At 35.8% G+C, this 23164-nt stretch carries 19 protein-coding genes; 10 read left to right on the top strand and 9 right to left on the bottom strand.

The window, feature by feature from the left end; genetic code table 11:
• Positions 1-49: 49 nt before the first annotated feature.
• Together yhfZ and OSO01_RS08790 are read right to left on the bottom strand one after the other, a co-directional pair.
• A complete protein-coding gene (gene yhfZ, locus OSO01_RS08795; protein ID WP_147210064.1) occupies positions 50-976 on the bottom strand; it encodes a GntR family transcriptional regulator YhfZ in 927 nt (308 codons plus the stop codon).
• 143 nt (positions 977-1119) lie between these two features.
• Complete coding sequence (locus tag OSO01_RS08790) at positions 1120-2076, bottom strand: helix-turn-helix transcriptional regulator (RefSeq protein ID WP_147210063.1); 957 nt, start codon at positions 2074-2076, stop codon at positions 1120-1122.
• A 111-nt stretch (positions 2077-2187) separates the two neighbouring features.
• Here OSO01_RS08790 and OSO01_RS08785 point away from each other — a divergent pair, with 111 nt between their 5' ends.
• Positions 2188-2667, top strand: coding sequence for a GyrI-like domain-containing protein (locus OSO01_RS08785; RefSeq protein ID WP_147210062.1), 480 nt, complete (start codon positions 2188-2190; stop codon positions 2665-2667).
• A gap of 109 nt (positions 2668-2776) precedes the next feature.
• Here the strand turns inward: OSO01_RS08785 and OSO01_RS08780 are convergent, their stop codons facing one another.
• From OSO01_RS08780 to OSO01_RS08755, 6 genes are all read right to left on the bottom strand, one after another.
• On the bottom strand, positions 2777-3610 hold the full coding sequence (locus tag OSO01_RS08780; protein WP_147210061.1) for a hypothetical protein: 834 nt from the start codon (positions 3608-3610) through the stop codon (positions 2777-2779).
• Positions 3611-3673: 63 nt separating this feature from the next.
• Positions 3674-4834, bottom strand: coding sequence for an ABC transporter substrate-binding protein (locus OSO01_RS08775; protein ID WP_147210060.1), 1161 nt, complete (start codon positions 4832-4834; stop codon positions 3674-3676).
• A 26-nt stretch (positions 4835-4860) separates the two neighbouring features.
• Positions 4861-6291 carry a phosphohexomutase domain-containing protein gene (locus tag OSO01_RS08770; RefSeq protein ID WP_147210059.1) on the bottom strand — a complete coding sequence of 477 codons (1431 nt, stop codon included), beginning with the start codon at positions 6289-6291 and terminating at the stop codon, positions 4861-4863.
• A 167-nt stretch (positions 6292-6458) separates the two neighbouring features.
• Positions 6459-8129 (bottom strand): ABC transporter permease, encoded by a 1671-nt coding sequence (locus tag OSO01_RS08765; protein WP_147210058.1) that lies wholly within the window; start codon positions 8127-8129, stop codon positions 6459-6461.
• Positions 8092-9216, bottom strand: coding sequence for an ABC transporter ATP-binding protein (locus OSO01_RS08760; protein WP_147210057.1), 1125 nt, complete (start codon positions 9214-9216; stop codon positions 8092-8094). The genes OSO01_RS08765 and OSO01_RS08760 overlap by 38 nt, the downstream gene beginning before the upstream one ends.
• Positions 9217-9264: 48 nt before the next feature.
• A complete protein-coding gene (locus OSO01_RS08755; RefSeq protein ID WP_147210056.1) occupies positions 9265-10287 on the bottom strand; it encodes an ABC transporter substrate-binding protein in 1023 nt (340 codons plus the stop codon).
• Positions 10288-10410: 123 nt separating this feature from the next.
• Between OSO01_RS08755 and OSO01_RS08750 the strand changes: the two genes are divergently transcribed.
• The 9 genes from OSO01_RS08750 (at position 10411) to OSO01_RS08705 (ending at position 21701) form a co-directional block, all read left to right on the top strand.
• On the top strand, positions 10411-12183 hold the full coding sequence (locus OSO01_RS08750; RefSeq protein ID WP_147210055.1) for a cache domain-containing sensor histidine kinase: 1773 nt from the start codon (positions 10411-10413) through the stop codon (positions 12181-12183).
• Between the two features lie 3 nt (positions 12184-12186).
• The gene (locus OSO01_RS08745) at positions 12187-13329 is read left to right on the top strand and encodes a response regulator transcription factor (RefSeq protein WP_147210054.1); all 1143 of its coding nucleotides are present in this window, start codon (positions 12187-12189) and stop codon (positions 13327-13329) included.
• A 617-nt stretch (positions 13330-13946) separates the two neighbouring features.
• Positions 13947-14237 carry a helix-turn-helix domain-containing protein gene (locus OSO01_RS08735; RefSeq protein ID WP_147210053.1) on the top strand — a complete coding sequence of 97 codons (291 nt, stop codon included), beginning with the start codon at positions 13947-13949 and terminating at the stop codon, positions 14235-14237.
• Positions 14238-14485: 248 nt separating this feature from the next.
• Positions 14486-15499, top strand: a complete 1014-nt coding sequence (locus OSO01_RS08730) for an extracellular solute-binding protein (RefSeq protein ID WP_147210052.1) — start codon at positions 14486-14488, stop codon at positions 15497-15499.
• A 40-nt stretch (positions 15500-15539) separates the two neighbouring features.
• Complete coding sequence (locus tag OSO01_RS08725) at positions 15540-16637, top strand: ABC transporter ATP-binding protein (protein ID WP_147210051.1); 1098 nt, start codon at positions 15540-15542, stop codon at positions 16635-16637.
• A complete protein-coding gene (locus OSO01_RS08720; RefSeq protein WP_147210050.1) occupies positions 16627-18279 on the top strand; it encodes an ABC transporter permease in 1653 nt (550 codons plus the stop codon). The genes OSO01_RS08725 and OSO01_RS08720 overlap by 11 nt, the downstream gene beginning before the upstream one ends.
• Before the next feature lie 54 nt (positions 18280-18333).
• Positions 18334-20031, top strand: a complete 1698-nt coding sequence (locus tag OSO01_RS08715) for a sensor histidine kinase (protein ID WP_147210049.1) — start codon at positions 18334-18336, stop codon at positions 20029-20031.
• Entirely contained in the window at positions 20024-20815 is a 792-nt protein-coding gene (locus tag OSO01_RS08710; protein ID WP_147210048.1) for a response regulator transcription factor, read from the top strand. The genes OSO01_RS08715 and OSO01_RS08710 overlap by 8 nt, the downstream gene beginning before the upstream one ends.
• Before the next feature lie 148 nt (positions 20816-20963).
• A complete protein-coding gene (locus tag OSO01_RS08705; RefSeq protein WP_147210147.1) occupies positions 20964-21701 on the top strand; it encodes a MurR/RpiR family transcriptional regulator in 738 nt (245 codons plus the stop codon).
• A gap of 86 nt (positions 21702-21787) precedes the next feature.
• Here the strand turns inward: OSO01_RS08705 and OSO01_RS08700 are convergent, their stop codons facing one another.
• Complete coding sequence (locus OSO01_RS08700) at positions 21788-23161, bottom strand: class-II fumarase/aspartase family protein (protein WP_147210047.1); 1374 nt, start codon at positions 23159-23161, stop codon at positions 21788-21790.
• Positions 23162-23164 lie beyond the last annotated feature (3 nt).

The following is a 23164-nucleotide window of genomic DNA, read 5'->3' as shown; positions in this document are numbered from 1 at the left end:
TATCATACCTCAATATACTGTATATTGTATTTTATTATAAGGAAGGATATTAATACCTCGGTATTACTTCTCCCTTTTCTACACTTTGTTGCACCTGTAGTATCTTCTCTTCAGTTACGGAGTGCCATTTTTCATTCATTTCCTCTTCCCGGTCACCTTCAATAACAATGACCGCCTGCGATGTGTCCCTTGCAAGCTTCTGAGCTTCTACAGATTGGAAGGAAATAGATTTAAAATTCCTTGTCATCCTCTTATCATCCACATTCCAAATGGTAGCATCTATTTCTTTACTCGATAATTTATCGAATAGCTGCATATAGTTAACATCTACAAATTCAACATCTTTTTCCGCAAATTCCAGATGTGTTAATTGAAATTGGTCTAATGACTCTTGGTCCACGCCAACCCTCATTCCATCCTCAATTTCATTTTTTTCTTTGTCTGCTAAGAAAACTTTATGCGCAGAGACATAGGTATTCTCTCCAAAGCTTCTTAATATTTTCAGATTAGGATAGTCAGATAAAGTAAGTTTTGCAGTCATTTTGGATACAACAGCATAATCACATCTCTTCGTTCTTAAAGACTCAATTCGATTTGTTGCACCACGCATATAAATTAAATTAACCCGCTTTCCTGCTGATTCAAAAGCTTCAACAATTCCACTTGCCAATCCTTCATACTTTCTGGAATAAGGCAATGGCATTGATCCAATCAAAGGAGCAATCCCTGCTATTTCCAATAAAACATCATCATCTTTCCAAACTAAGAAAGTGCCTAAATGACCTCTTGCCTCTGTCTGAATTGCTTTCATCTCTTCCAGCAATTTCATAGCCTGCTGCACAGTTCCTCTGCCAATATTCAATCTTTCGCTGTAATCTGAAACTCGTGGCACCTTGGCTCCAACATCTATCTTATTCAATAACTCTGCAATTTTCTTAGCCGCCAGACCATTTTTAGAATAGAGTCTTTCCCACATATATACCCCCCTTTTACCAATATACCGTATTCTGTATTTTATTATAAGCGTTTTCATTTGGATATGCAAGATAAATTTTTAGAAATCTAAATTATGTAATAGCACCTCTTTACTCTGTGAACTCTCGTTCAAAAATTCCGTAATCAATATCTCCATCCTCTCTTGTTTACTTCATACAATACCTCTCCCGGCATTTCCCTAACCACGACATCTTCCCCAAGAAAAAGTAGCCAGCTAACCATCTCACTAATCTCCTCTTCATTCCTGACATCGACAAAAGTGTTTAAACGCGCACTAGTCTGGTAAGGATTAGTATAAGAAATAGAAACAGTAAGGGGATGATACTTTTTAAATTGAGCAATTGCGTTTGGCCCCAAGTCAATCACAAGGTTAACATCTTTTTTCTGCAAACGCTGTTTCTCCAAAATCTTTTTCCTGCTTAGTCTATTTTTAACAGGATAGGGTTCAACATCAGTAAGACTGTCTACAGGAATAATTTGCGTCTTTTCTTCTTTCAAATGGAAGCTTTCAATCAACCAGCGGCTTTTTTCCCGATAAAGATGCAGAAGATAAATCGGATAAAATTTTAATTCTTTTCCTTCCTGTACAGTAATCCATAAATAGCTATCCAGAAGGATGTTTTGGATAAGCTGTTCCAGCATAGGATGAGGAAGATCAGACAGGTCAAGCAAATCAGGATTATTGGGATTAGTTCCTTCAAACAGCAGAATTTGATTTAAAAGAACCAGGTCATCCTGTTGATTTTCAGAGATTAAACCAAGCAGCTTTTCAGCCAGAGAGTGACGGCTTTTTAAATAAGGAAGCTGCTGATTTCTGGTAGCCATAAAAGCAAGAAAAAGAGCTTTGATCTCATTATCCGTGAAGCGAACAGTGGGCAGGACGGAGTTATTCATAACAAAATAACCTCCGTCTCTTCCCACTTCAGCGACAAGCGGCATTCCCATCGCTTCAATTTCCCGTATATCTCTAATAGCTGTCGATCGTGAAATGTTAAATTCCCGCATGATTTCTGATATGGTAAAACGGGAGCGATTATTGATATAGCGCATGATTATATTAATCCGTTCAACTTTTTTCATGATATCCTCCTAAACAGTATCACTTTTTGACATGATTTAACGTTAGTATAAACATATCAAATGAAAAGACAACTCATTTGGTACAAATTCTTAAAAAGGCAGGTTTTGAATATGGCAAATTATACATTAGAAGAAAAAGACAGCTTTGTGGTGTTAGGTTTTGGAACAGAACTGAAAAGTGATTATACAGACTATATGGGAATCAATAAAGAAAAAGCTGATTTCTGGAATAAAGTGAATGAGGATGGAACACTGGATACGTTAAAAACTGTTGCTGATAATGACTACATTTTTATCGTCAATGAAGCGGTGAATAATAAGATGATGCATTATGCTGGTGTAATGACGAAAGAGACATTACCTGACGCAACAAGAGTTATTCAATTTCCTAAAGGGGAATATGTTGTTGTTAAAGGAGAAGCAGAAACTGCTAAAGACTTGCATGAGACACTTACTGGTAAAGCTTTTGGCGAGGCTCTGCCGGAAGCTCAGGATGTTGCATATGTCGGCGGGCCAAATACATCTGTTGAGATGGGTAAGCGTGATGGCAAGGTATATGGTGAAATGTGGATTCCTGTTGTGAGGAAGTAGTAATCAAATTCATTGCTTCTTCAATATTAGTCTAAAATAAACCCAATCATTCCCTTATAATGATTGGGTTTATTACTTAAAATGTAATTCATTGTTTGAAGGAAAAATCCTAGCCAATACGAACCTTAATATAGGTTCTGTCATCAAATGATATATTATCTTTAGCTATACCTTTTGTTGATTTATTTTCATAAATACAAAGTGGATCAACCATTAATAAACGTGATAGTTCTTTCTCGGAGGCTTCAAGACTCTCTAATATCGTTGGGTAGCCATCGGACGCTAAAGAGAAAACTTTCACATCCTCTGATAAATCTATCGTCTTAATAAGTTCTGAGGGTATCGGAAAACCATTTATAACTGCATAACTTAAATCGGAATCTGGAGTTGCATTTTGAAAATTATACTGCTTTTGAATAAACGGCTTAATTAGTCGGAAACCGACGTCTTCCTCTGACAGTAATTCCTTTACAGTTCTTCCCTTTACTAATTCCCCTTGAACAATAATACTTCTGGCTTCACTAAAAACCTCATCTATTCTTTTAATATTTTGATAGAGTTTACCATCGAAATAAAGCTGACAATCTCCAACCATCCATACTTTATGATGATATTTACTATAAATAATCATCGAAGCACTTGGACGAATATATGGAATTTCAAGAACTTCCTGCTCCAAGTTTAATTTTTTATACAACACTTTATATCTTTCATTAATAACTGTAATGATTTCATCTATTGACTCTCTTCCATTTAATGACGAAATTGCATCTCGAATCAATTCTGCAGCTATCCTACCTTGTGTCTTTTCGCCGTATAAGCTGTCCGAGACACTAGTTGCTCCATCAATCACAGCGGCAAAATATTCATTATGAAAATACATATCCTCACACAATGCCATATTACCACTTTTTGATTGAATAAATTTCTCAATAAGCTCCATTCTTATGCCCCCACTCGTTTCGACATATTTTTTGCAAGCTCGACTCAATCCTAACATTCTTCTTCATTCAATACTCATTTCAATACCAATAGCTTCTTCTTTAATATTTTTCCACGTTTCCCAACTCTCGCCAGATAGTTCTTTCCCACTGAATACATCATGATACTTAACTAGATTTCCCAAATATTTTGCCATAGGTAACTGAAGAATAAAAGGTTTGCTTTCAATTAGTGAGTTTTTTGCTGGTATCCAGCCTGTATTGCTTAAGAATTCTAACTGTACATCATCCTGATCTAGGAAGCTATAAAACATCTCAACCTTTTTCTCATTACTAAAAGATATAAATCCGCTCCCTGACACAAATAAGGGCTCTCCACTATCGAATAGCGGCAAAACTTCTATTTCAAAAGTACTTCTAACCAACTCTTGAATCATTTGTAAATTGCTAGAAGTGGTAATAAGCGCTCCTACTTCCATATTGGAAAATTTCGTTACTGCCATATGGTTGTCTAATGGTGGTACCAGTTCATACTCTTTAATTAAATTCGTCCAAAGTTTTTCAAAGGAAGTTTTACTTCCCTGCTCTTTCTGTTGAAAGGCATCCCAATAATACGGAATATCTTCATCAAAGTGAAAAAACCAAAATGTTTTTGCTTTATTGTTATTTATTTTATCTTGAATTTCCTTGTATACTGCAAGCGTATCACAAGAATTAAAAGGGGAAACACGTTGATTATCTTCTATATGATTATCTAGAATGGTCCGGTTTATAATAATGATTGGAATCTCAATCCCTAATGGGTAACCATATAATCCATTATCATAAGAAAAGTTTTCTAATGTTGCTTCATGGAATGCAACCGAAAAATCCTCTCCAATTTTTTGGATTGAATTAGGATTACTTAATTCCATAATCTCATCCAGTCCATAACTAGAATGTATTTCAATAAGATCAGGAAGATTGTCTTCCATATTGGGAAGTATAAGTTCCTCAACCAGTGCCTCTTCACTTTTGAATTTTGTAATATTCATTTTAATCCCTGATTCTTCCTGAAAGCGTTCAACAGAAGAGATTAATCCGGGAGTAGTAAGCCATATATTCATTGTATCCTCATACTCATCCTCTTTATTTAGTACAAAATCTTGATTAATTAGATTGAATATATAGATAATGGATAAAACAACGATACAAACAGATAGTAAAAAAGGAACTTTAAATTTCATGGCTCAATACTCCCTGTAAATATATATTAGTGATGACTCAGTATACTTGATTCGATAACTTTCATCACATTTTGAATGATTCCTTCTATTTTATCATCTTTAGGGGATTCTACCATAATTCTCAGTACCGGCTCTGTTCCTGAAAAACGGACAAGACACCACGTACCATCCGACCATTCCCACTTCACTCCATCATAGGTCTTATGCTCCAAAAGGTCTCCTCGATAAAGTTTTTCGGCAGCAGTACCGAAGATAACAGATTGAATATGCTCCTTGTACTCTGCTTCATAACTATAATTATGCTCCTTAAAATATCGTTTACCAAATTTTCCTTTAATCTCTTGTCGAATCTCACTTAGTGGTTTCTTAGTGTAAGCAAGCAGCTCCAATATAATCCCGGCTGAAAGTATCGCATCCTTTTCCAAAAGATGTCCTTTAATGGTAATCCCTCCAGAGCTCTCCCCACCCAAAACAGCATCTGACTGAAGCATTCCTTCAGCAATATGTTTAAATCCAACCGGTTTCTCAATACATTCAAACCCATAATAATTAGAAATATCATCCAAGAGATGTGTTGTCGAAATATTACGAACTACATTTCCCTTCATTCCTTTGTATTCCAAAAAGTAATAATACAAAATAACTAATATCTCATTTGCATCAACATAATAGCCTTTCTCATCAATGATCGCAATTCGATCACCATCGCCATCAGTTGCTATACCAATATCATATTGTTCTTCTTTCATCATTCCCGTTAATCTCCATAAAGATGACTCTGTCGGTGCAGGAACACGGCCACCAAATAGAGGATCTGCTTTATCATGGATAATTTTTATCTTTGATCTGGAATCTACTAATAACGTTAATAAGGAATTAATACCGGTGCCGAACATCGGATCATATAGTACACTAATATTAGCCTGCTTAATTAAATCCAAATTAATTTGTGATTCAACAAAAGTAATGAATTCATTTGTATAGTCTTTTCTAATAGTCAAATTATTTTCCAAAGCACGGTTATAGTGTATTCGCTTTATTTCATCTGCTTGAACCGCATTGATTGATTTTTCCAGCTCGGTTGTAATATCTTCCGTTGCGGGCAATCCACCTTCATGGACATACTTAATACCATTGTATATATAAGGGTTGTGACTAGCTGTAAAAGTTAAGCCTGCTGCTGCTTTTTCTTCAATGGTGACAAAATTCACTAATGGTGTCGGGACCGATGGCGTTAGAAATATAACTCTGATATTATTTGCAGCAAATATCTCCACAGAAGCTTTGGCAAATTCTTCAGCCATAAAACGATTATCGTATCCGATAACAACCCCTTGATCCTGTTTATGATTTTGAAGAATTTGATTTGCGATTCCTTGGGAAAACTTTCTCACGTTATCAAATGTAAATTTTTCACCTATAATATCCCGCCAGCCGCCTGTTCCAAAACGTATCATGTTATGCCTCCCCGTATAATTTAATTTTTATAGTTTCTAACACCGTTTTTTCAAGAGTCACCCCAAACTTCTGTCCCTATCATTCTCTCTTACAAAACATCCACTTGAACGATTATTACACAATCTACATATCGAGTTCTGATCGTCACCCTATCCAAAAATCAGAATTAAACTGATATCTCCTTCTTCCCTGAGATAATCATAATAATAATTAATGAAATAATCGTAGCTAACGACAGCATAGATGCCAATGCTGCAGCTGTTCCGAAATTAGATGTAAATACTTCACTATAAATTGAAACAGTAATCGTTGCAGTTGCACCATAATACAAAACGATGGTTGAACTTAATTCATTTATAGTTGTTACCCAACTTAATATTGCTCCAGATAAGACTCCCGGTATCATTAAAACAGCAGTCGTCTTAAAGAATGTTTTCATTGGAGGTACCCCTAAACTAATCGATGCTTCCTCAACACTTTTATCAATCTGATGCAATATGGCGGTGCTGGACCGCATTGTATACGGCAATTTCCTTACAACATATGCAATAACTAAGATTACCCACGTACCTGTTAATTCAATTGGCGGTTTGTTAAAGGCTATGATCAAACTAATACCCAGAACAGTACCCGGAATTACATAAGGAATCATAATTAGCGCATCTAGGAAAGAAGTAATTTTGGATTTTCTTCTCACCACCACATAAGAAAGTAAAAGCCCGGCAATGACCATAATCACAATTGCAACGCTTGCATACGTAAACGTATTCTGAATTGCTTTTGGAACTTTATAAAGCACCTCTCGATAACTATCTAAACTAAACCCGCCAACAAAAACCGGTCCATTAGTTTTCAAGAATGAAGTAGTAATTACAGTTGCCTGTGGAATGATAGATAATGTAACAATGCCCATTACCATTAATGTCGCTAAAGTACGCTTCACGGGACTTAACTTAATTACTTTTGGAGGTCGTAATGAACTCATAGTATACGTTTTTCTATTCATAATATGGCGTTGAAATAGTAAAACAGCAGTAGTCACAGAAAGTAAAATCATACTTAACGTACTGGCCATTGCCGGGTTAGACCCCATTTCACTAATGAATTGATCATACGCAAGAATTGGGAGCACCTTCTCTCCTTGACCGATTAACATTGGTGTACCAAAGTCAGCGAAAGATGCCATAAATACCATCAAAGCTCCAGTTGACACTGTCGGAAAAATTAATGGTAAGGTAACTTTACGAATCCGTGCAAATCCAGAAACTCCAAGGCTGCTTGATGCCTCCTCTAGTGAAACATCAATTGTTTTCAAAGCTCCTGATACATATAAATAAATATGCGGATAAAACTGTAAGGTGAATACCCAAATCATTCCATGTAATCCATAGATAGATGGTATTTCAATTCCAATATTTGCAAGGAAGTTTGTAATAAATCCATTATTTCCAAGCATTAGTATCCAGGAATATGCCCCGATAAACGGTGGAGACAACAACGTTAGTATAATTAAAATATGGAATACCCCTTTAAATGGAATATTAAATCGTGACATTGCATAAGCAACTGGAATACCTAACACACAGGCAAAAAAGGTCGCAGATGTAGATACAATAAAGCTGTTAATTAAAGCTGAGTAATAGTATTTACGGCTAAAGAATTCCTGATAGTTTTCTAATGAAGCTTTTCCATCCTGCCAAAAGCTATTAATAAAAATATTAAATAAAGGATAAATAAGGAAAAAGCCAATCAGAATAAATGCTGCGATAATAACAAAATGCCAGAAGTCTAACCTTAAATTAAACGGTTTCTTTAAGACTTGTGTTCTTGTGCTCATTTAGTACTTCCTCCCCGCTCTCATCAAAAATAACCGCTTCCTCTGGATTTAGATCAACCTTTACTAAGTCGCCAATTTTCCTTAGCATGTTATAACGGATAGAATGCTCGTGTGCACTGATAAGCGTGCCAGAAGTAAACCTTATTTTATATACAACAGACTCTCCCAGAAAAGTAGCATCAACAATCTCTCCTTCTACTAGAGCAGAATTTGCATCACCAGTTTCCTTGATTTTGATTTGTTCCGGACGTATAGAATATATCCCCTTTCCATAAGCACTCTCAAAAAGTTTTGTTTTTAAAGCTGCCCCTTCTACAAATACAGTAGCATGTTTGTCAGAGTCTATTATTTCTATTTCTGCATCTAAGAAGTTAGTAGTTCCGATAAAATTAGCGACAAATTTATTAACAGGACTTAAATAAATCTCATGAGGCTTGCCGATTTGCTGTACTTTGCCTTCACTCATAACTGCAATTCTATCTGATACTGCAAGTGCCTCTTCTTGGTCGTGTGTAACGTAGATAGTTGTAATATTTAAGCTTTTTTGCAGATTTCTAATATCCTCTCGCATCTTAACTCTTAGTTTTGCATCTAGATTGGATAATGGCTCGTCCATCAACAATAAGCCAGGATGAATAACAATTGCCCGTGCCAACGCAACACGTTGTTGTTGCCCGCCGCTCAATTGAGATGGCTGTCTATCTTTAAGATGAGACAATTCAACCATATCGAGTGCTTCTGTTACTTTAACTTTTATTTCATCTTTTTTTATTTTTCTTGCCTTTAAGCCATAAGCGACATTCTCAAAGACAGTTAAATGAGGAAAAATAGCATAATTTTGAAATACCATTCCAATATTTCTTTTATGTGCAGGGATGTTATTCATATGACTGTCTTCAAAAAAAAGATTTCCTTCTTCCTGTTGATAGAATCCAGCAAGTATGCGAAGTAAAGTGGTTTTACCACATCCACTTGGGCCGAGCAAGGTGAAAAATTCTCCTTTTTTGATGTTAATATTAATATCATCAAGCGCTTTATTATCACCAAAGAATTTACAAATTTGTTTTATTTTTACATGATCTTGCAAAATTATTTCCCCCTTCTTTAGAAAGGAATCAGATTTGAACACAATCCCTTATTCCTGTTCAATTAAGACCTCTTGGAACTGATTCATTACACTATCTTTGTTATCTGCAGACCAGCCGAAATCATAGTCTACTAATGGAATCTCTTCAGAACCAATAAGTCCCTCCGGCGGATTCACGTCATCGCGCACAGCTCGTCTGCCAAAATCCTCTACAATCATTTCTTGTACATCTTTACTGACTAAGAAATCAATGAATTCCTCTGCATTTTCTGAGTTTTTAGCATCCTTAATTAATGCAACACCATCGGGAACAGCAGAAGTCCCTTCTTCCGGATAACTAATATCTACAGAGGAGCCGCCTGCAATATAACGATATGCCGCTTCTTCTAATGTGATCCCAACAGGGAATTCACCATCAGCTACCCCTTTAGGTACAGCACTTGAACTAGATAAAATAGTTCCATCTAAGTTAGCAACAAATTCCTCTACAAAATTCCAGCCGTCATTTCCATCATCGCTGTATGCAGACAACATAGTCACCAATTGTGTATAAGCAGAACCTGATTTGCTCGGCTCAACAAAAGCAATTTTACCAGTCCACTTTTCATCTGTTAAATCTTTCCATTCTTTTGGTGCATCCATATCCGACACCATTTCCTGGTTGTACATGATTACCATTGGTAACGCGGAAAATCCGGTCCAGATATTATTAGGACTCTTGAATTCAGTAGGGATCGCTTCGTCTTCAGCTGATTTATATGGCTCGAAGCTGTCACCGAATGCTTCTAATGATTCAGCACCGCCTCCCCAGAATACGTCTCCTCCCGGGTTACCTTCTTCAGCAGTCACACGATTTAATAATTCCCCTGTACCGCCAGTTACAACGTCTACTTTAATACCCGTTCTCTCTTGAAATTCTTTTACGATTGGATTAATAATTTCATTTTGATGAGGTGAATACACTGTTAATGTATTTGAATTCCCACTGGCCTCTCCATTATCATCAGATCCACATGCACTAATGATAATTAGAAGCATTATTGCTACTAGAAAAGTAAATATTTTCTTCATTTAGTAAACCCCCTAAATAATTTATTTATGATACAATATGATAATAGCAAATGAATGAAAGCGGATACAATCATATTTTTTTCATAAAATGTATAACTTTTTTCTAAGGCAGCAGGTGAAGAAATGATAGCCAAACTTCATAGTCTAAATTTACGCAGTAAATTAATCATCGTTATTATCATTACTTCTTTAGTCCCTTTATTGCTGCTAGGTTTTTTTACATTTAACTTTCTATCAGAGCTACTTCAAGAAGAAGTAAGTGAAAATGAATTAGAACGTTTAACATCTATCAATAATCAAGTGTCCTTTTTCTTAGACGATATTGAGCAAATGACTCTTTTTTTCTATAAAAACGAAGAAATACAAGATATCTTAAAGAAAAATAATACCCGAAATTTAAACGAAAAATATGTAGACTTTGAATATGTAAATGAATTATTTGATACTGTAACTGGAGTCAAAGACTGGGAGGTTAATATTTATGTTATCGGTTTAAATGGGGATCGTTATTTTTCAAATGAATACCTGCCTAACCGATATAATTCCATTCGGGAATCATGGGGAGTTTTTAGAAAAGCTAACAATGCCAAAGGCTCCTTAGTATGGGATACGAATTATTCTATTAATGGAGTAGATAATCAAGATATCGTTCTCACTGCTGGAAGAATTTTAGTAGACTCCACCACAAATGAAAAAATCGGCTATTTAATGGTTGATATCTATGAATCTGCTTTTTCAACTATCTATGAAAAAAATAACTTCTCAAATAGGGAAAGCTTTTTCCTATTAGACAACCAAGGTTATATCATTTCAAGTCAACCAAATAAAACAAACGTTGGGACAAAATTTGAAATGGACTACTATCAACGTATTATGGATGGGGAAAAAGGATTCTTTCATTTTGACTGGCATGATATAAGTTCGATTCTAACCTATCAAACAGATGAAAATACAAATTTTAAAACAGTAAGTATTCTCCCAATGGATATCATCCAGCAAAAAAATTATCTTGTTCGTAATTTAACGCTCAACTTTGCACTAATTGGAATCATTTTTTCAATATGGCTTGCGTATTACCTGTCTAAAACTATTACGAGACCACTTTATAAGTTAATCAATTTAATGAAAGAAGTAGAAAAAGGAAATCTTCAAGTCCGGTTTGATTCGAAATTTAATGATGATATTGGTATATTTGGAAAAAGATTTAATCAAATGTTAGAAAAGTTAAAAATATCCATTCAGGAAAACTATGAAAAACAGGTTCGTATGAAAGACTCTGAACTAAAAGCATTACGCGCCCAGATCAATCCACATTTTCTTTATAACACATTAGAAACGGTTAATTGGCTTGCACGCCTTGAAGGAGTCAACGATATTAGCAAAATTGTCGTATCATTAAGCGAGATTATGAAATATTCTGTCCGAAAAGGCAAAGACTTCGTTACAATTAAACAGGATGTAAAACAGCTCAAAAACTATTTAACCATTCAGGAATTTCGCTATCGTGACAAGTTTGATGTTCATCTAACAGTTGATGATTCAGTACTTAATCAAAAAATTCCAGCCTTATTATTACAACCGATTGTAGAAAATGCGATTGTGCATGGCCTTGAGAATAAGGTATCAAAAGGAAAAATTGATATCTCTATTACAAAAGAGCACAGAAGGATCCGTATTATTGTACAGGATGATGGTGTTGGAATGGATGAAAAAACGCTCGTTCAAGTCAATCAAGAAATAAAAGAAGGCCTGGAATTCGAAGAGCTGGGTATTGGCATTGAAAATGTTCGTAAACGATTGTATTTGAGCTATGGGAGCCAATTCCAGTGGACTCTTACTTCCAAGGACAATGAAGGTACAAGAATAGAAATATTAATCCCATATAAGGAAGGGTAAATCATGTTTTCTATATTAATTGTTGATGATGAATGGACTATTCGAGAAGGATTAAAAAGAACAGTTCCTTGGAGTGATTGGGGAATTGAAGTTGTTGGAACAGCAACAAATGGTAATGATGCATTACAAATTTTAGCTGACACACCACAAATCAACATCCTTTTGACTGATATCCGCATGCCGGGAATAAATGGATTAGAACTAATTGAAACCTGTCGTACACGTTTTCCCAGTCTCAAAATGGTTCTATTAACTGGACACGATGAATTTGAGTATGCTCAAAAAGCAATCAAGTTTGGTGCTGACGACTTTTTATTAAAGCCAACGAATATTGATGAATTAAAAACGACGATACTCTCCATTAGGAATAAATTACAGTCAAAGCAACAAGAAAAGGATGAGCTCGTATCCTTGTTAATCAAAGATCTAGTTGAGCATAATTCATTAGAAAATCTCGATAAGATAAGAGCTATTGAAATTATTCATCCAGGCTATGGATTTATTATCATTCGTTCCATGGATAAAAATAAAAGAGTGTTAAATATAGAAAATGTTTATTTGATTGAGGACAAAACTGATCAGCAGGTATATTTTTGTCATTCATTAAAGAACGAAGAAGGCTGGAAAAATATAATTGATCAAGTGAACAACTATTTAGCAGACACAAAAGCTCTCTATACCCTTCACCTAAGCTTAATTACTAGTGAACTTACACAGTTAATTAACATTTACAAACAGGCATGTACTGCTTCTGAATTTTATAATAAAAGTGAAAATCTAACAATCTATAAATATTTTGATGAACAATACACTTTAGACTTTGAAGAAATTATCCGATATATTCAACATCATTATCAGGAAACCAAAAGTCAATCTGAACTAGCCAAACAATTAAATATAAGCAATAGCTATTTCAGTAAATTATTTAAACAACATACCGGAATGAATTTTATCGATTACATAACAACAAAGCGAATCGAAGTAGCTAAAGAACTTCTTTGCTCCACTACCTTGAAAACTTACGAAATCGCACATGAAGTCGGTTATATAGAAGCCAGATATTTTAGTCAAATATTCAAGAAATTAACTAATAGGACTCCCCTTGAATACCGTAGGATGAAACAACAGATTCCACCTCTCGACTAAATTTCTTTTTATTGCTCCTGTTATTCGTAGGAGCTTTTTTATTTTAAATAATAAGGAAGTATTTTGACAGAGAAATATAGATAGAGGAGCAAAAAAGTTCGACTTCCGATAGCATTAATGCTATCATTAGCATACAATAAAACATAAGGATTAGTGATATGTCCGAATCAAAATTTGAAATATTATATAAAGGAAATACATCTCATTTTGAAACGTATCTACTGGACCGCGCTGAACAAGAATTACGAATTGGGAAACAAAGCATTTGGTGCAAAGTTGCAGACATGTACGCCAGACAGCTTACTATAATTTCCATTAACCCTTTTCCCGAGAGTATATTATTTGATTCAGACGAAACGCCACCTTCTTTGAAACAGATTATAGCACACACACAAATTATACTAATTTTTATAGGTGGGGAATAAAAGGTGGTAAAACAGGAAATCATCCTATTATCTATGCAATTCACAATTACCATAAAGTAGTTTTGCTTCATTATTTCAACAAACAATATAATGGCTTAATCAACCGGAGAGATATCCTCCCAGCTGAAAAAAGCTATTCAAATTATTGCGAAGATGACCCTAATCTCTATTAATACAAGGAGGAGAAAAACAGTGAGTGATTTTTTTGAACGCTACGCTAAAATGCGCGGTGAACAGCATGTACAGAATCTGCAGTATGAAGGAAAAATCGCAGCACAAATAAAAACTCACCGTCAGCAGCAGAAGCTGTCTCAACAACAGCTCGCTGATTTAGCAGACTTGCCTAAATCAACAATTGGCAGAATCGAAGCCAGTATAACAAGTCCAAAGGTTGATACATTATTGCAGATTTCCAAAGCACTAAATATTCCTTTTATTATTGATGGCACAGCTGATCAAAAAGATATATTTCTAAAAACCTGATTCTTTAAAATGACGGCAAAACTTTTAACACTTCCTATAGAATAAAATAAACTGTTTCAATCTAGTGCAATTCCAACTAAAATCGCGGTAAAAAGAATATAATTTTTAGAATGAGGGTTTTCACAGATTATTGGTGAAGGCCTTTTTCTAATGTGTCCGATTTTAGACAATGTCGTTTGATATTAGCATTGAAAACGTTACCAACGCTATATATACTGAATACAATCAAATATTAGGAGGCTATCATCTTGAAAAAAATAACGCATTTATTATTAGCTATTACTCTGTTAATGGTACTGGCAGCTTGTGGAAGTGAAGAAGATAATGCAAATAAACTCGTCATCTATTCACCAAACAGCGAAGATATTATTAATACAATTATTCCCATGTTTGAGCAGGAAACAGGTATTGAAGTTGAACTGGTTTCCGCAGGGACGGGAGAATTATTAAAGCGGATTGAAACGGAAGCCGGTAATCCAAACGGAGATATCATGTTTGGGGGCAGTAAGGCTCAAATGCTGGGAAATGGAGATTTATTTGAAAAGTATACTTCAAAAAATGATGATAACATGCTTGAGGGTCATCAAAATGTAGGCGGTTTTTTAACCCCTTATGGTGCTGATGGAAGTGTCATACTCGTTAATACAGATTTAATAGGAGATATTGAAATTAACGGCTATGAAGATTTATTAAATCCGGAATTAAAAGGAAAAATCGCTGCTGCAGATCCGGCAAGTTCAAGCTCTGCTTTTGCCCAGCTTACGAATATGTTATTAGCTATGGGTGGCGACTACACCTCTGAAGAAGGATGGAATTACGTAGAAGAGCTCGTTAAAAATCTGGACGGTAAGGTTGCAAGCGGATCAGGCAATGTGCACAAAGGGGTAGCAGATGGAGAGTATACTGTTGGGCTGACCTATGAGGACCCTGCCCTCAGCTATGTACGTGACGGCGCGCCGGTTGAAGTTATCTATCCTGAAGAAGGAACTGTCTTCTTAGATGCAGGTGTTGAAATCATTAAAGACGCTCAGCATTTAGATAATGCGAAGGCCTTTGTTGATTTTATCGCTTCTGAGAAAGCTCAAACTGCATTTGGACAGGAATTAACAATCAGATCGTTAGGAAAAGACGTAGAGATAGCTGATTTTAAGAAGCCGCTTGAAGAAATAAACGTTATTGAAGAAGACGAGGAATATGTGGAAGAGAACCGAAATGAGATTATCGACATGTATAAAGATGTATTTACAAGCGCACAAGAGTGACCTAAAAAATAATAGGAATGAAGAATAAAGGAGAATGGCCGTGAGTGTAACCATCAGCTTTAACAATGTAATAAAAAAATATAATGATAAGCCTGTTATTTCAGGACTATCCCTCGATATTAAGAAGGGTGAGTTTTTCACCCTTCTTGGCCCTTCAGGCTGCGGGAAAACGACACTATTAAGGATGGTAGCAGGATTTAACAGTATTGAGGGCGGCGAGATCACTTTTGATGACAAGGTGATGAACCGGATTACGCCTCAGCATCGAAACATCGGAATGGTTTTTCAAAATTATGCTATCTTTCCGAATTTAAGTGTGAAAAATAATGTTGCATTTGGACTCAAAAACAGAAAAATTCCAAAGGATGAGATTGAGAGAAGAGTTGACCATATTTTAGATGTAGTACAAATCAGCCAATTCAAAAACAGCATGCCGGAGAATCTTTCCGGCGGCCAGCAGCAAAGGATTGCTCTGGCTCGTGCAATTGTTATGGAGCCGAATGTATTGTTAATGGATGAACCGCTGTCTAATTTAGATGCAAAGCTGCGTGTAGATATGCGTGAAGCAATCAAATTAATTCAACATGAGGTTGGAATTACAACTGTCTATGTAACACACGATCAAGAAGAAGCAATGGCCGTTTCTGACCGGATTGCTGTTATGAATTCTGGAGTTATTCAGCAGGTAGGAACACCACGGGAAATCTATCAAAGACCTGCTAATATATTTGTTTCCAATTTTATCGGAAGAACGAATATTGTAGAACGCTCCTTAAAAAAAGTGGATAATAGACAAGTACTTATCATGGACGAAAATTACCAGATTGATTTAGATGATATTACGCAGTATGCAGAGGAAATTATTAAAGTTTCCATCCGCCCGGAAGAGTTTACAATTAGTGATACATCAGAGGGTATGGCCGGTGTTATACAGCATAACGTATTCTTAGGAATCAATGTTCATTACACAGTTCAGCTTTCAAATGGAGAGAATGTCGAGGTGACAGAAGAATCTACACTTGGTGAGCCTCTAGAGCCAGGTACAGAGGTAAAGCTGCTCGTAAACAAGGAGAAGATTAATCTATTCCATTACGAGAGCGAAAAGAATATCCTGGAAGGTGATTCTTATGCAAAATAAAACGGCAGGAAGAAAAGACATCTGGAGTGTAATTACGTTAGGAATTCTTCTATTATATGCGCTTGTCCTTGTACTGCCTTTATTCACACTTTTAAAAGAAAGTATATTCAAGGATGGAGCACTCTCCTTTGAGCACTTTGGTGAGTTTTTTGGAAAGAAATATTATTACAGTACGCTTTTTAACAGCCTGAAGGTAACAGTTGCTGTGACTTTGGCCTCTCTGGTCATCGCTACACCGCTCGCTTATATTATGACCACTTTTAAAATCAAAGGAAAATTATATTTACAAATATTAATTCTTATCTCTTCCATGGCTCCCCCATTTATCGGAGCATATGCCTGGATATTATTAATGGGCCGTAATGGGGTAGTAACAAATTTTCTGAGTGATGTATTTCATATTACCACGCCGGATATTTATGGTTTTTCCGGGATTTTAATAGTCCTTACCCTTCAATTAATACCTTTAATATATATGTTTATGATGGGTGCGTTCAAAAGTATTGATAATTCATTAATAGAAGCTGCAGAAAGTATGGGGTATACCGGCTTCAAAAAAGTCTGGAAGGTTATCATGCCGCTGATGGTACCAACTATATTGGCTGGATCATTGTTAGTATTTATGCGTGCGCTTGCAGATTTTGGTACACCGATGTTAATTGGAGAAGGATTCGAAACATTACCTGTATTAATCTTCAATGAATTCACGAGTGAAATGGGAGGAAATGCCGGCTTCGCTGCCGCAATCAGTGTCATTGTCGTTGTCATCGCACTAACCATTTTCCTGCTGCAAAAATTTATCACAAATAAGAAATCTTTTTCTATGAGTGCTCTTCATCCAATTAAAGAAAAGAAAGAGTCTGGCATAAAAAATATTTTAGCTCATTTGTTTGTATACGGTTATCTAGCACTTGCTATTTTGCCGCAGCTCTATGTTGTGTATACAGCATTCTTAAAAACATCCGGACGTATTTTTGTCAAAGGCTATTCTTTGGACAGCTTTAAAGCTGCATTTACCCGCTCAGGTGATACAATTGTGCATACCTTTACTTTAGGGCTTATCGCACTTTTCTTTGTTATCCTGATTGCCATTTTGATTGCCTATGTGACTGTAAGAAGACGCAATGCAATCACGAATGGACTGGACATTATATCGATGGTACCATATATTGTGCCCGGGTCCGTACTTGGTGTTGCTTTATTGCTCGGATTTAATAACAAACCTTTTCTTCTAAGCGGTACAGCAACAATCATTATTATTGCTTTTGTAATCCGCAGACTGCCATATACAATTCGTTCCAGCGCTGCGATTATTCATCAGATTAGTCCAAGCATCGAGGAAGCGGCTGCCAGTCTGGGAGCATCAAATTTAAAAACATTTTTCAAAATAACATTGCCGATGATGCTGCCTGGTGTTATCTCAGGTGCTATCCTCAGCTGGGTTACCATTATTAGCGAATTAAGTACATCTATACTGTTATATACAGTCAATACAAAGACAATGACAATTGGTATTTATACAGAAGTTATTCGTGGAAACTACGGTGTAGCTGCTGCTTTATCAACGATACTCATTGCAATAACCGTTATTTCTCTGTTAATTTTCTTTAAATTAACCGGCAGGAAAGAAGTATCTTTATAGCTGGATAATGAACAAACTTTATATGTATTAATCAGACAAGGGGGTGACTCTATATTGAAAAAGAAAAGTTTCAAAGAAGCTACGAAAAGTCTTTTTCTTAAATATACAGTCGTCCCTATTTTTATTTTAATTATATTATTCACTTTATTTACGATTGTTATATTTCATTTAAAAGCGGTTTATGATGCCAAGCAGTCAGGAGAACAAATTAAGGAAAGAATGACAGAAGTGTATGAAGTCTATCAGGAAGAAATTAAAAAAATGGCAGAATCATCTTTGGTGATGGAGAGTTTAAACTACCATAACGATATTAATTTAGTTTATGAGGATTTTTATAACTTCAATAATCAACAGGAAGTCAAAAGCAGTTTTTTTCTGATTGACGCAAATGATGTATTTGTGGCATCTACTAATAAATCCAATGATGAAGTGAATGAAGATATCCTGAATCACATCATTCCCCACCTGGAAAAATATCCGGATGATTTGTTAAGCATTGTCGAGAAAACAAATTTCTCCCACGGTCAAGCCTCTACCATTACTTTAGGAAAGGCCGTAAAACAGGACGATCAGATTATTGGATATTTAATTTATATGTTATATGAAGAGGATTTTCAGCGGTTAATTTTTGGAGAAAAAACAGATATTGCTGTGATTACAGATACTTATAATCATATCGTTGTGACTTCTAATGAAATCGTTCAAGGTCTAATGAATAAATTTCAGCCTGAAAAACAATCTAATTCAAAAGTTCAAATAGAAAATGATACCTATTATATGAATCAAACTGAAACAGCAGATAATACCTTCCGTATTTATACATTAAACAATACAGAAACAGATAAAGCAGTGTTGATTTTATATTTTATATTTATTGGGATTACCAGCGCTTTTCTATTTATACTTCTTCGAGTATTAGCAGAAAAGATGTCCAGACGGAACTCCGAGTCGATTGACAAGTTATTAATAGCAGTCGACCAATTAAAGAAAGGTGATTTAACCTCCTATGTTGAGATTTATACAGGAGATGAATTTGAGACATTGGCAAATCAATATAACACCATGCTCGATAGTCTAAATGATTTGCTGAGCAGGAACAGAGAATTGTCGGAGATAAAGAAAGTAAATGAAATGAAAATACTCCAAAGCCAGTTCAACCCGCATTTTCTGTTTAATGTGCTGGAAACTGTACGATATACCATGGTAAGCAATGTAGATAAGGCACAGGATATTATATTATTATTATCTTCTTTATTGCGATACAGTATCAACCAAAATATTGATCAGGTTATGTTAGAAAAAGATTTGAACTATACGGTTGATTATCTAAAATTACATAAAATGCGATTTAATAATCGGCTGCATTATTTTCTGGACATCCCTGAAGAAATCAATACTGCTTATGTTCCAAAGCTGCTATTACAGCCGATTATTGAGAATGCTATAAAATATGGCTACCAACATCAGACCACCCTGAATATTTGGATTAATGCAAAGGTTGTTGAAAACGATATTGTATTCACAGTTGAAGACGATGGCAGCGGAATAGAAGCCCAAAAACTCACTGATCTTCAAAAGAAGATACTGGCATCCGAAAATAATCAAGTTGGCATTGGTCTGTACAATACACATCGCCGCTTACGTTTGCAGTTTGGTGAGAAATATGGTCTGGAGATAAATAGCATTTTGAATCAAGGAACAATAGTAAGGATAATCATCCCTTACCTGAAAGGGGGAGAGCATCGTGTATAAAATATTAATTGTAGAAGATGAGGACATTATTCGTGAAGGGTTAAGGTACCTCCTTGACTGGACTGATCTTGATTGTGTGGTGGTCGGCGAAGCTGCAAATGGTGTGGAAGGCTTGCAGCAGATTTCAAAATTAAATCCGGATATCATACTTCTTGATGTTAATATGCCTCTCAAAAACGGGATTGACATGCTTGCGGAATGTAAAACCCGGGATTTATTCACTACCATTATCCTATCAGGCTATGATGATTTTAATTACGCAAAACGGGCGATGCAATTTAGCGTAAACGAATACTTGCTTAAACCAGTTGATCCACGCGAATTAAAAGAGGCGATTAAACGTGCTATAACATCTGTAGATACTAAGAAACAATATCACATTATGAAGCAAAGTATCCAAACACCTGATAAGGTAAATGTGTTGAATGTGGATGTTTGGAATAAATGGAACGATAAATCAAAGCATGTTCAGCAAATGATTGCCTATATTCAGGAACATTATCATGAAAAAATCAGTATTCATGATTTGGTGGACGAGCTTGGCATGGGCACAACCTATTTGAATAAGAAATTTAAAGAAGCCACCAGCTACACCTTCAATGATTTTTTAAATCGTTACCGGATTCAGAAAGCAATTGAACGCATTAAAACCGGAGAAGATAAGATCACCATGATTGCGATTGACGTAGGCTTTAGTAATTATCGTTATTTTATCGATGTATTTAAAAAGTATACAGAATTTCTTCCGAGTGATTTCACAGCCTATTTTGGCGATAAGGATTAGTATATGTACAAGGCTTCACAGCAAACTGTTTTAACCTTTCCACAAAAAAGCATAAATATCAGAGCTCTGTTAAATTTGACTCATATGGTGTACGATAATGGTAACAGTATGTTTTGCTTTTTAGAACCTTGAATTGGATGGGAAGAATATGTTTGATGTAATGAAGAACTATGAAGAAATGACCACAAGTGAAAAAAGAGTATTGAGCTATATTGTGGAAAACCAGGACCATATTCCACATATAAAAATTAATGATCTGGCAGAGGAAACCTTTGTTTCAAAAACAGTCATCATTAATTTGGCGCAAAAATTGGGTTTTTCCGGTTTTAGGGAAATGAAATATCATATCAGTCGGACAATTCTTGAAAAAATGTCTAAACAAGAAAAACAAACGGTGATGTATCGGGAAGTTTTAAAACAGTCGCTTGATAAGACCTTCTCCCTCATTACCGAAGACCAGCTGCATGAAACAGCCGCTAAAATTAAATCTGCAAAGAATGTATTTATTATGGCCAGAGGAACGAGTAAAGCCGCTGGTTATTATTTGGAGCATCTCTTATTGACAATCGGGATTCAATGTATTTTTATAAAGGATTATAATTTATCCGAAGTATTTACCGATTTTGTCGCAGAAGATGATATCGTTATCTTTATTTCGATATCAGGAGATACGAAAAAAATTATTGATACTGCGAAAAAAATTCATCTGAAAAATGTCGATATAATCAGTATCACTTCATTTAAAACAAATGAGCTGACCCGGTACACGACGAATAATCTCTTTTGTTATACCGATAAAGCCAACACAAGCAAAAATGATACTATTTCAAGAACTGGATTTTTTCTTACTATTGATTTGTTGATTGATAAATTGGCGAACCTTTAAATTATACGTATTTCGGGGCTGCCCAGGAAAATAAAAATAGCAAAACAGCGCCATTCTTTTATTGGAAAGGCGCTATTTGCCATTGATTAACTGCTATAGTTTTTACTGATCTCTTTTGCAGTTTCTTTTGCTCTCACTGCTTCTGTTTCTGCTAAAGTGGCAGCTAAGCCGATATAATTACCGGGTTCGATCATATGCTTTATCTCTTCATCATTGAAGCTTGCACGGATTTGTTCATTTTCTCTTAAATTATCATAAAATTCCTGACCTTCCGCTGCTGTTTTCATAGCAATATCATACATCAGGGAGTGTGCCTGGTCTTTACCTAATTTTTCTGCCAGCTTCATCATCACGTATTCACTATTATCAAGACCTTTGTTGCGTTTGGCATTATGAAGCATTCTATCTTTGTGGACAGTCAGCGTACGTGTTAATTCTTCACAGCGTATCAAAATTTCCGTTATCAGTTCCATTGACTCTTCCAACAGCCCGTCAAACAGCATGTAGGAACTGCTGTCTCCCTCATATGGACGTACTGCTGAATACATGCCTGTACCAGGAAGGGAATAAAGTTTCTGGGAATTCGCGATAATCCCTTTGGCAAGCTTCGGATTAATTTTGTGCGGCATAGTGCTGCTGCCGACGGTTCCTTTACTGAAACCTTCGGATACTTCGGCAATTTCTTCTAACGTTGTACTGTATACCTCCTCGGCAATTTTATGGCAGCTGTTCGCTAATAAAGCCAGATTCGACATATACTCCAGTTTATGCGTACTTATATTTCTGGATGGGACAGCCATTGGATACATACCAACCAGCTCCGCCACCCTGTTTTGAACTTTTATCCCGATATTGGGCATAGAGCTGAAAGTACCTACTGCACCGCCCATCATTATCTGAAAAACTCTTTTTTCTGCTTCGGCCATGCGTTGATAACAGTTGATAAATTCACTTATCCAGACAGATACTTTATACCCGTAAGTGATTGGAGTAGCATGCCTTCCATGCGTTCTTCCAGTCATGACAGTGTCTTTATTATCCGATGCCAGCGTGCTTAAGTTTTCTAAAATCTGACCAATCAGACGCATAAATATCGTATGTGCTTTCTTCAGGATATATAGCTGTGAGCTTTGTTGTATATTTTGTGTAGTAATCCCGTAATGGACATATTTCCCACTGTCGGGCGGACAGGCCTTCACCAGAACTTTCAGGAACGGAACAAAACCATGGCCAATTTTTTTATAAATACGGTCCATTTCCTCCAGATCTAAATTTTCAAGCTTGGCAGCCTCTTTGATTTCCTCCGCCGCTTTCTTAGGTATAAAACCATATTCAGACTGCGCTTCAGCCAATGCCGATTCAAATAAAAGCCAGGTTTTATATTTTTCCTCTTCTGTAAACAGGCCTTTCAGACCTTGATCATCAATCGTTTTACTTTTAGAATCATATAACGCTTTCATGAT

Source organism: Oceanobacillus sojae (genome assembly GCF_007991515.1).
Taxonomy (GTDB): domain Bacteria; phylum Bacillota; class Bacilli; order Bacillales; family Amphibacillaceae; genus Oceanobacillus; species Oceanobacillus sojae.
This window is presented reverse-complemented; position numbering and strand designations above follow the sequence as displayed.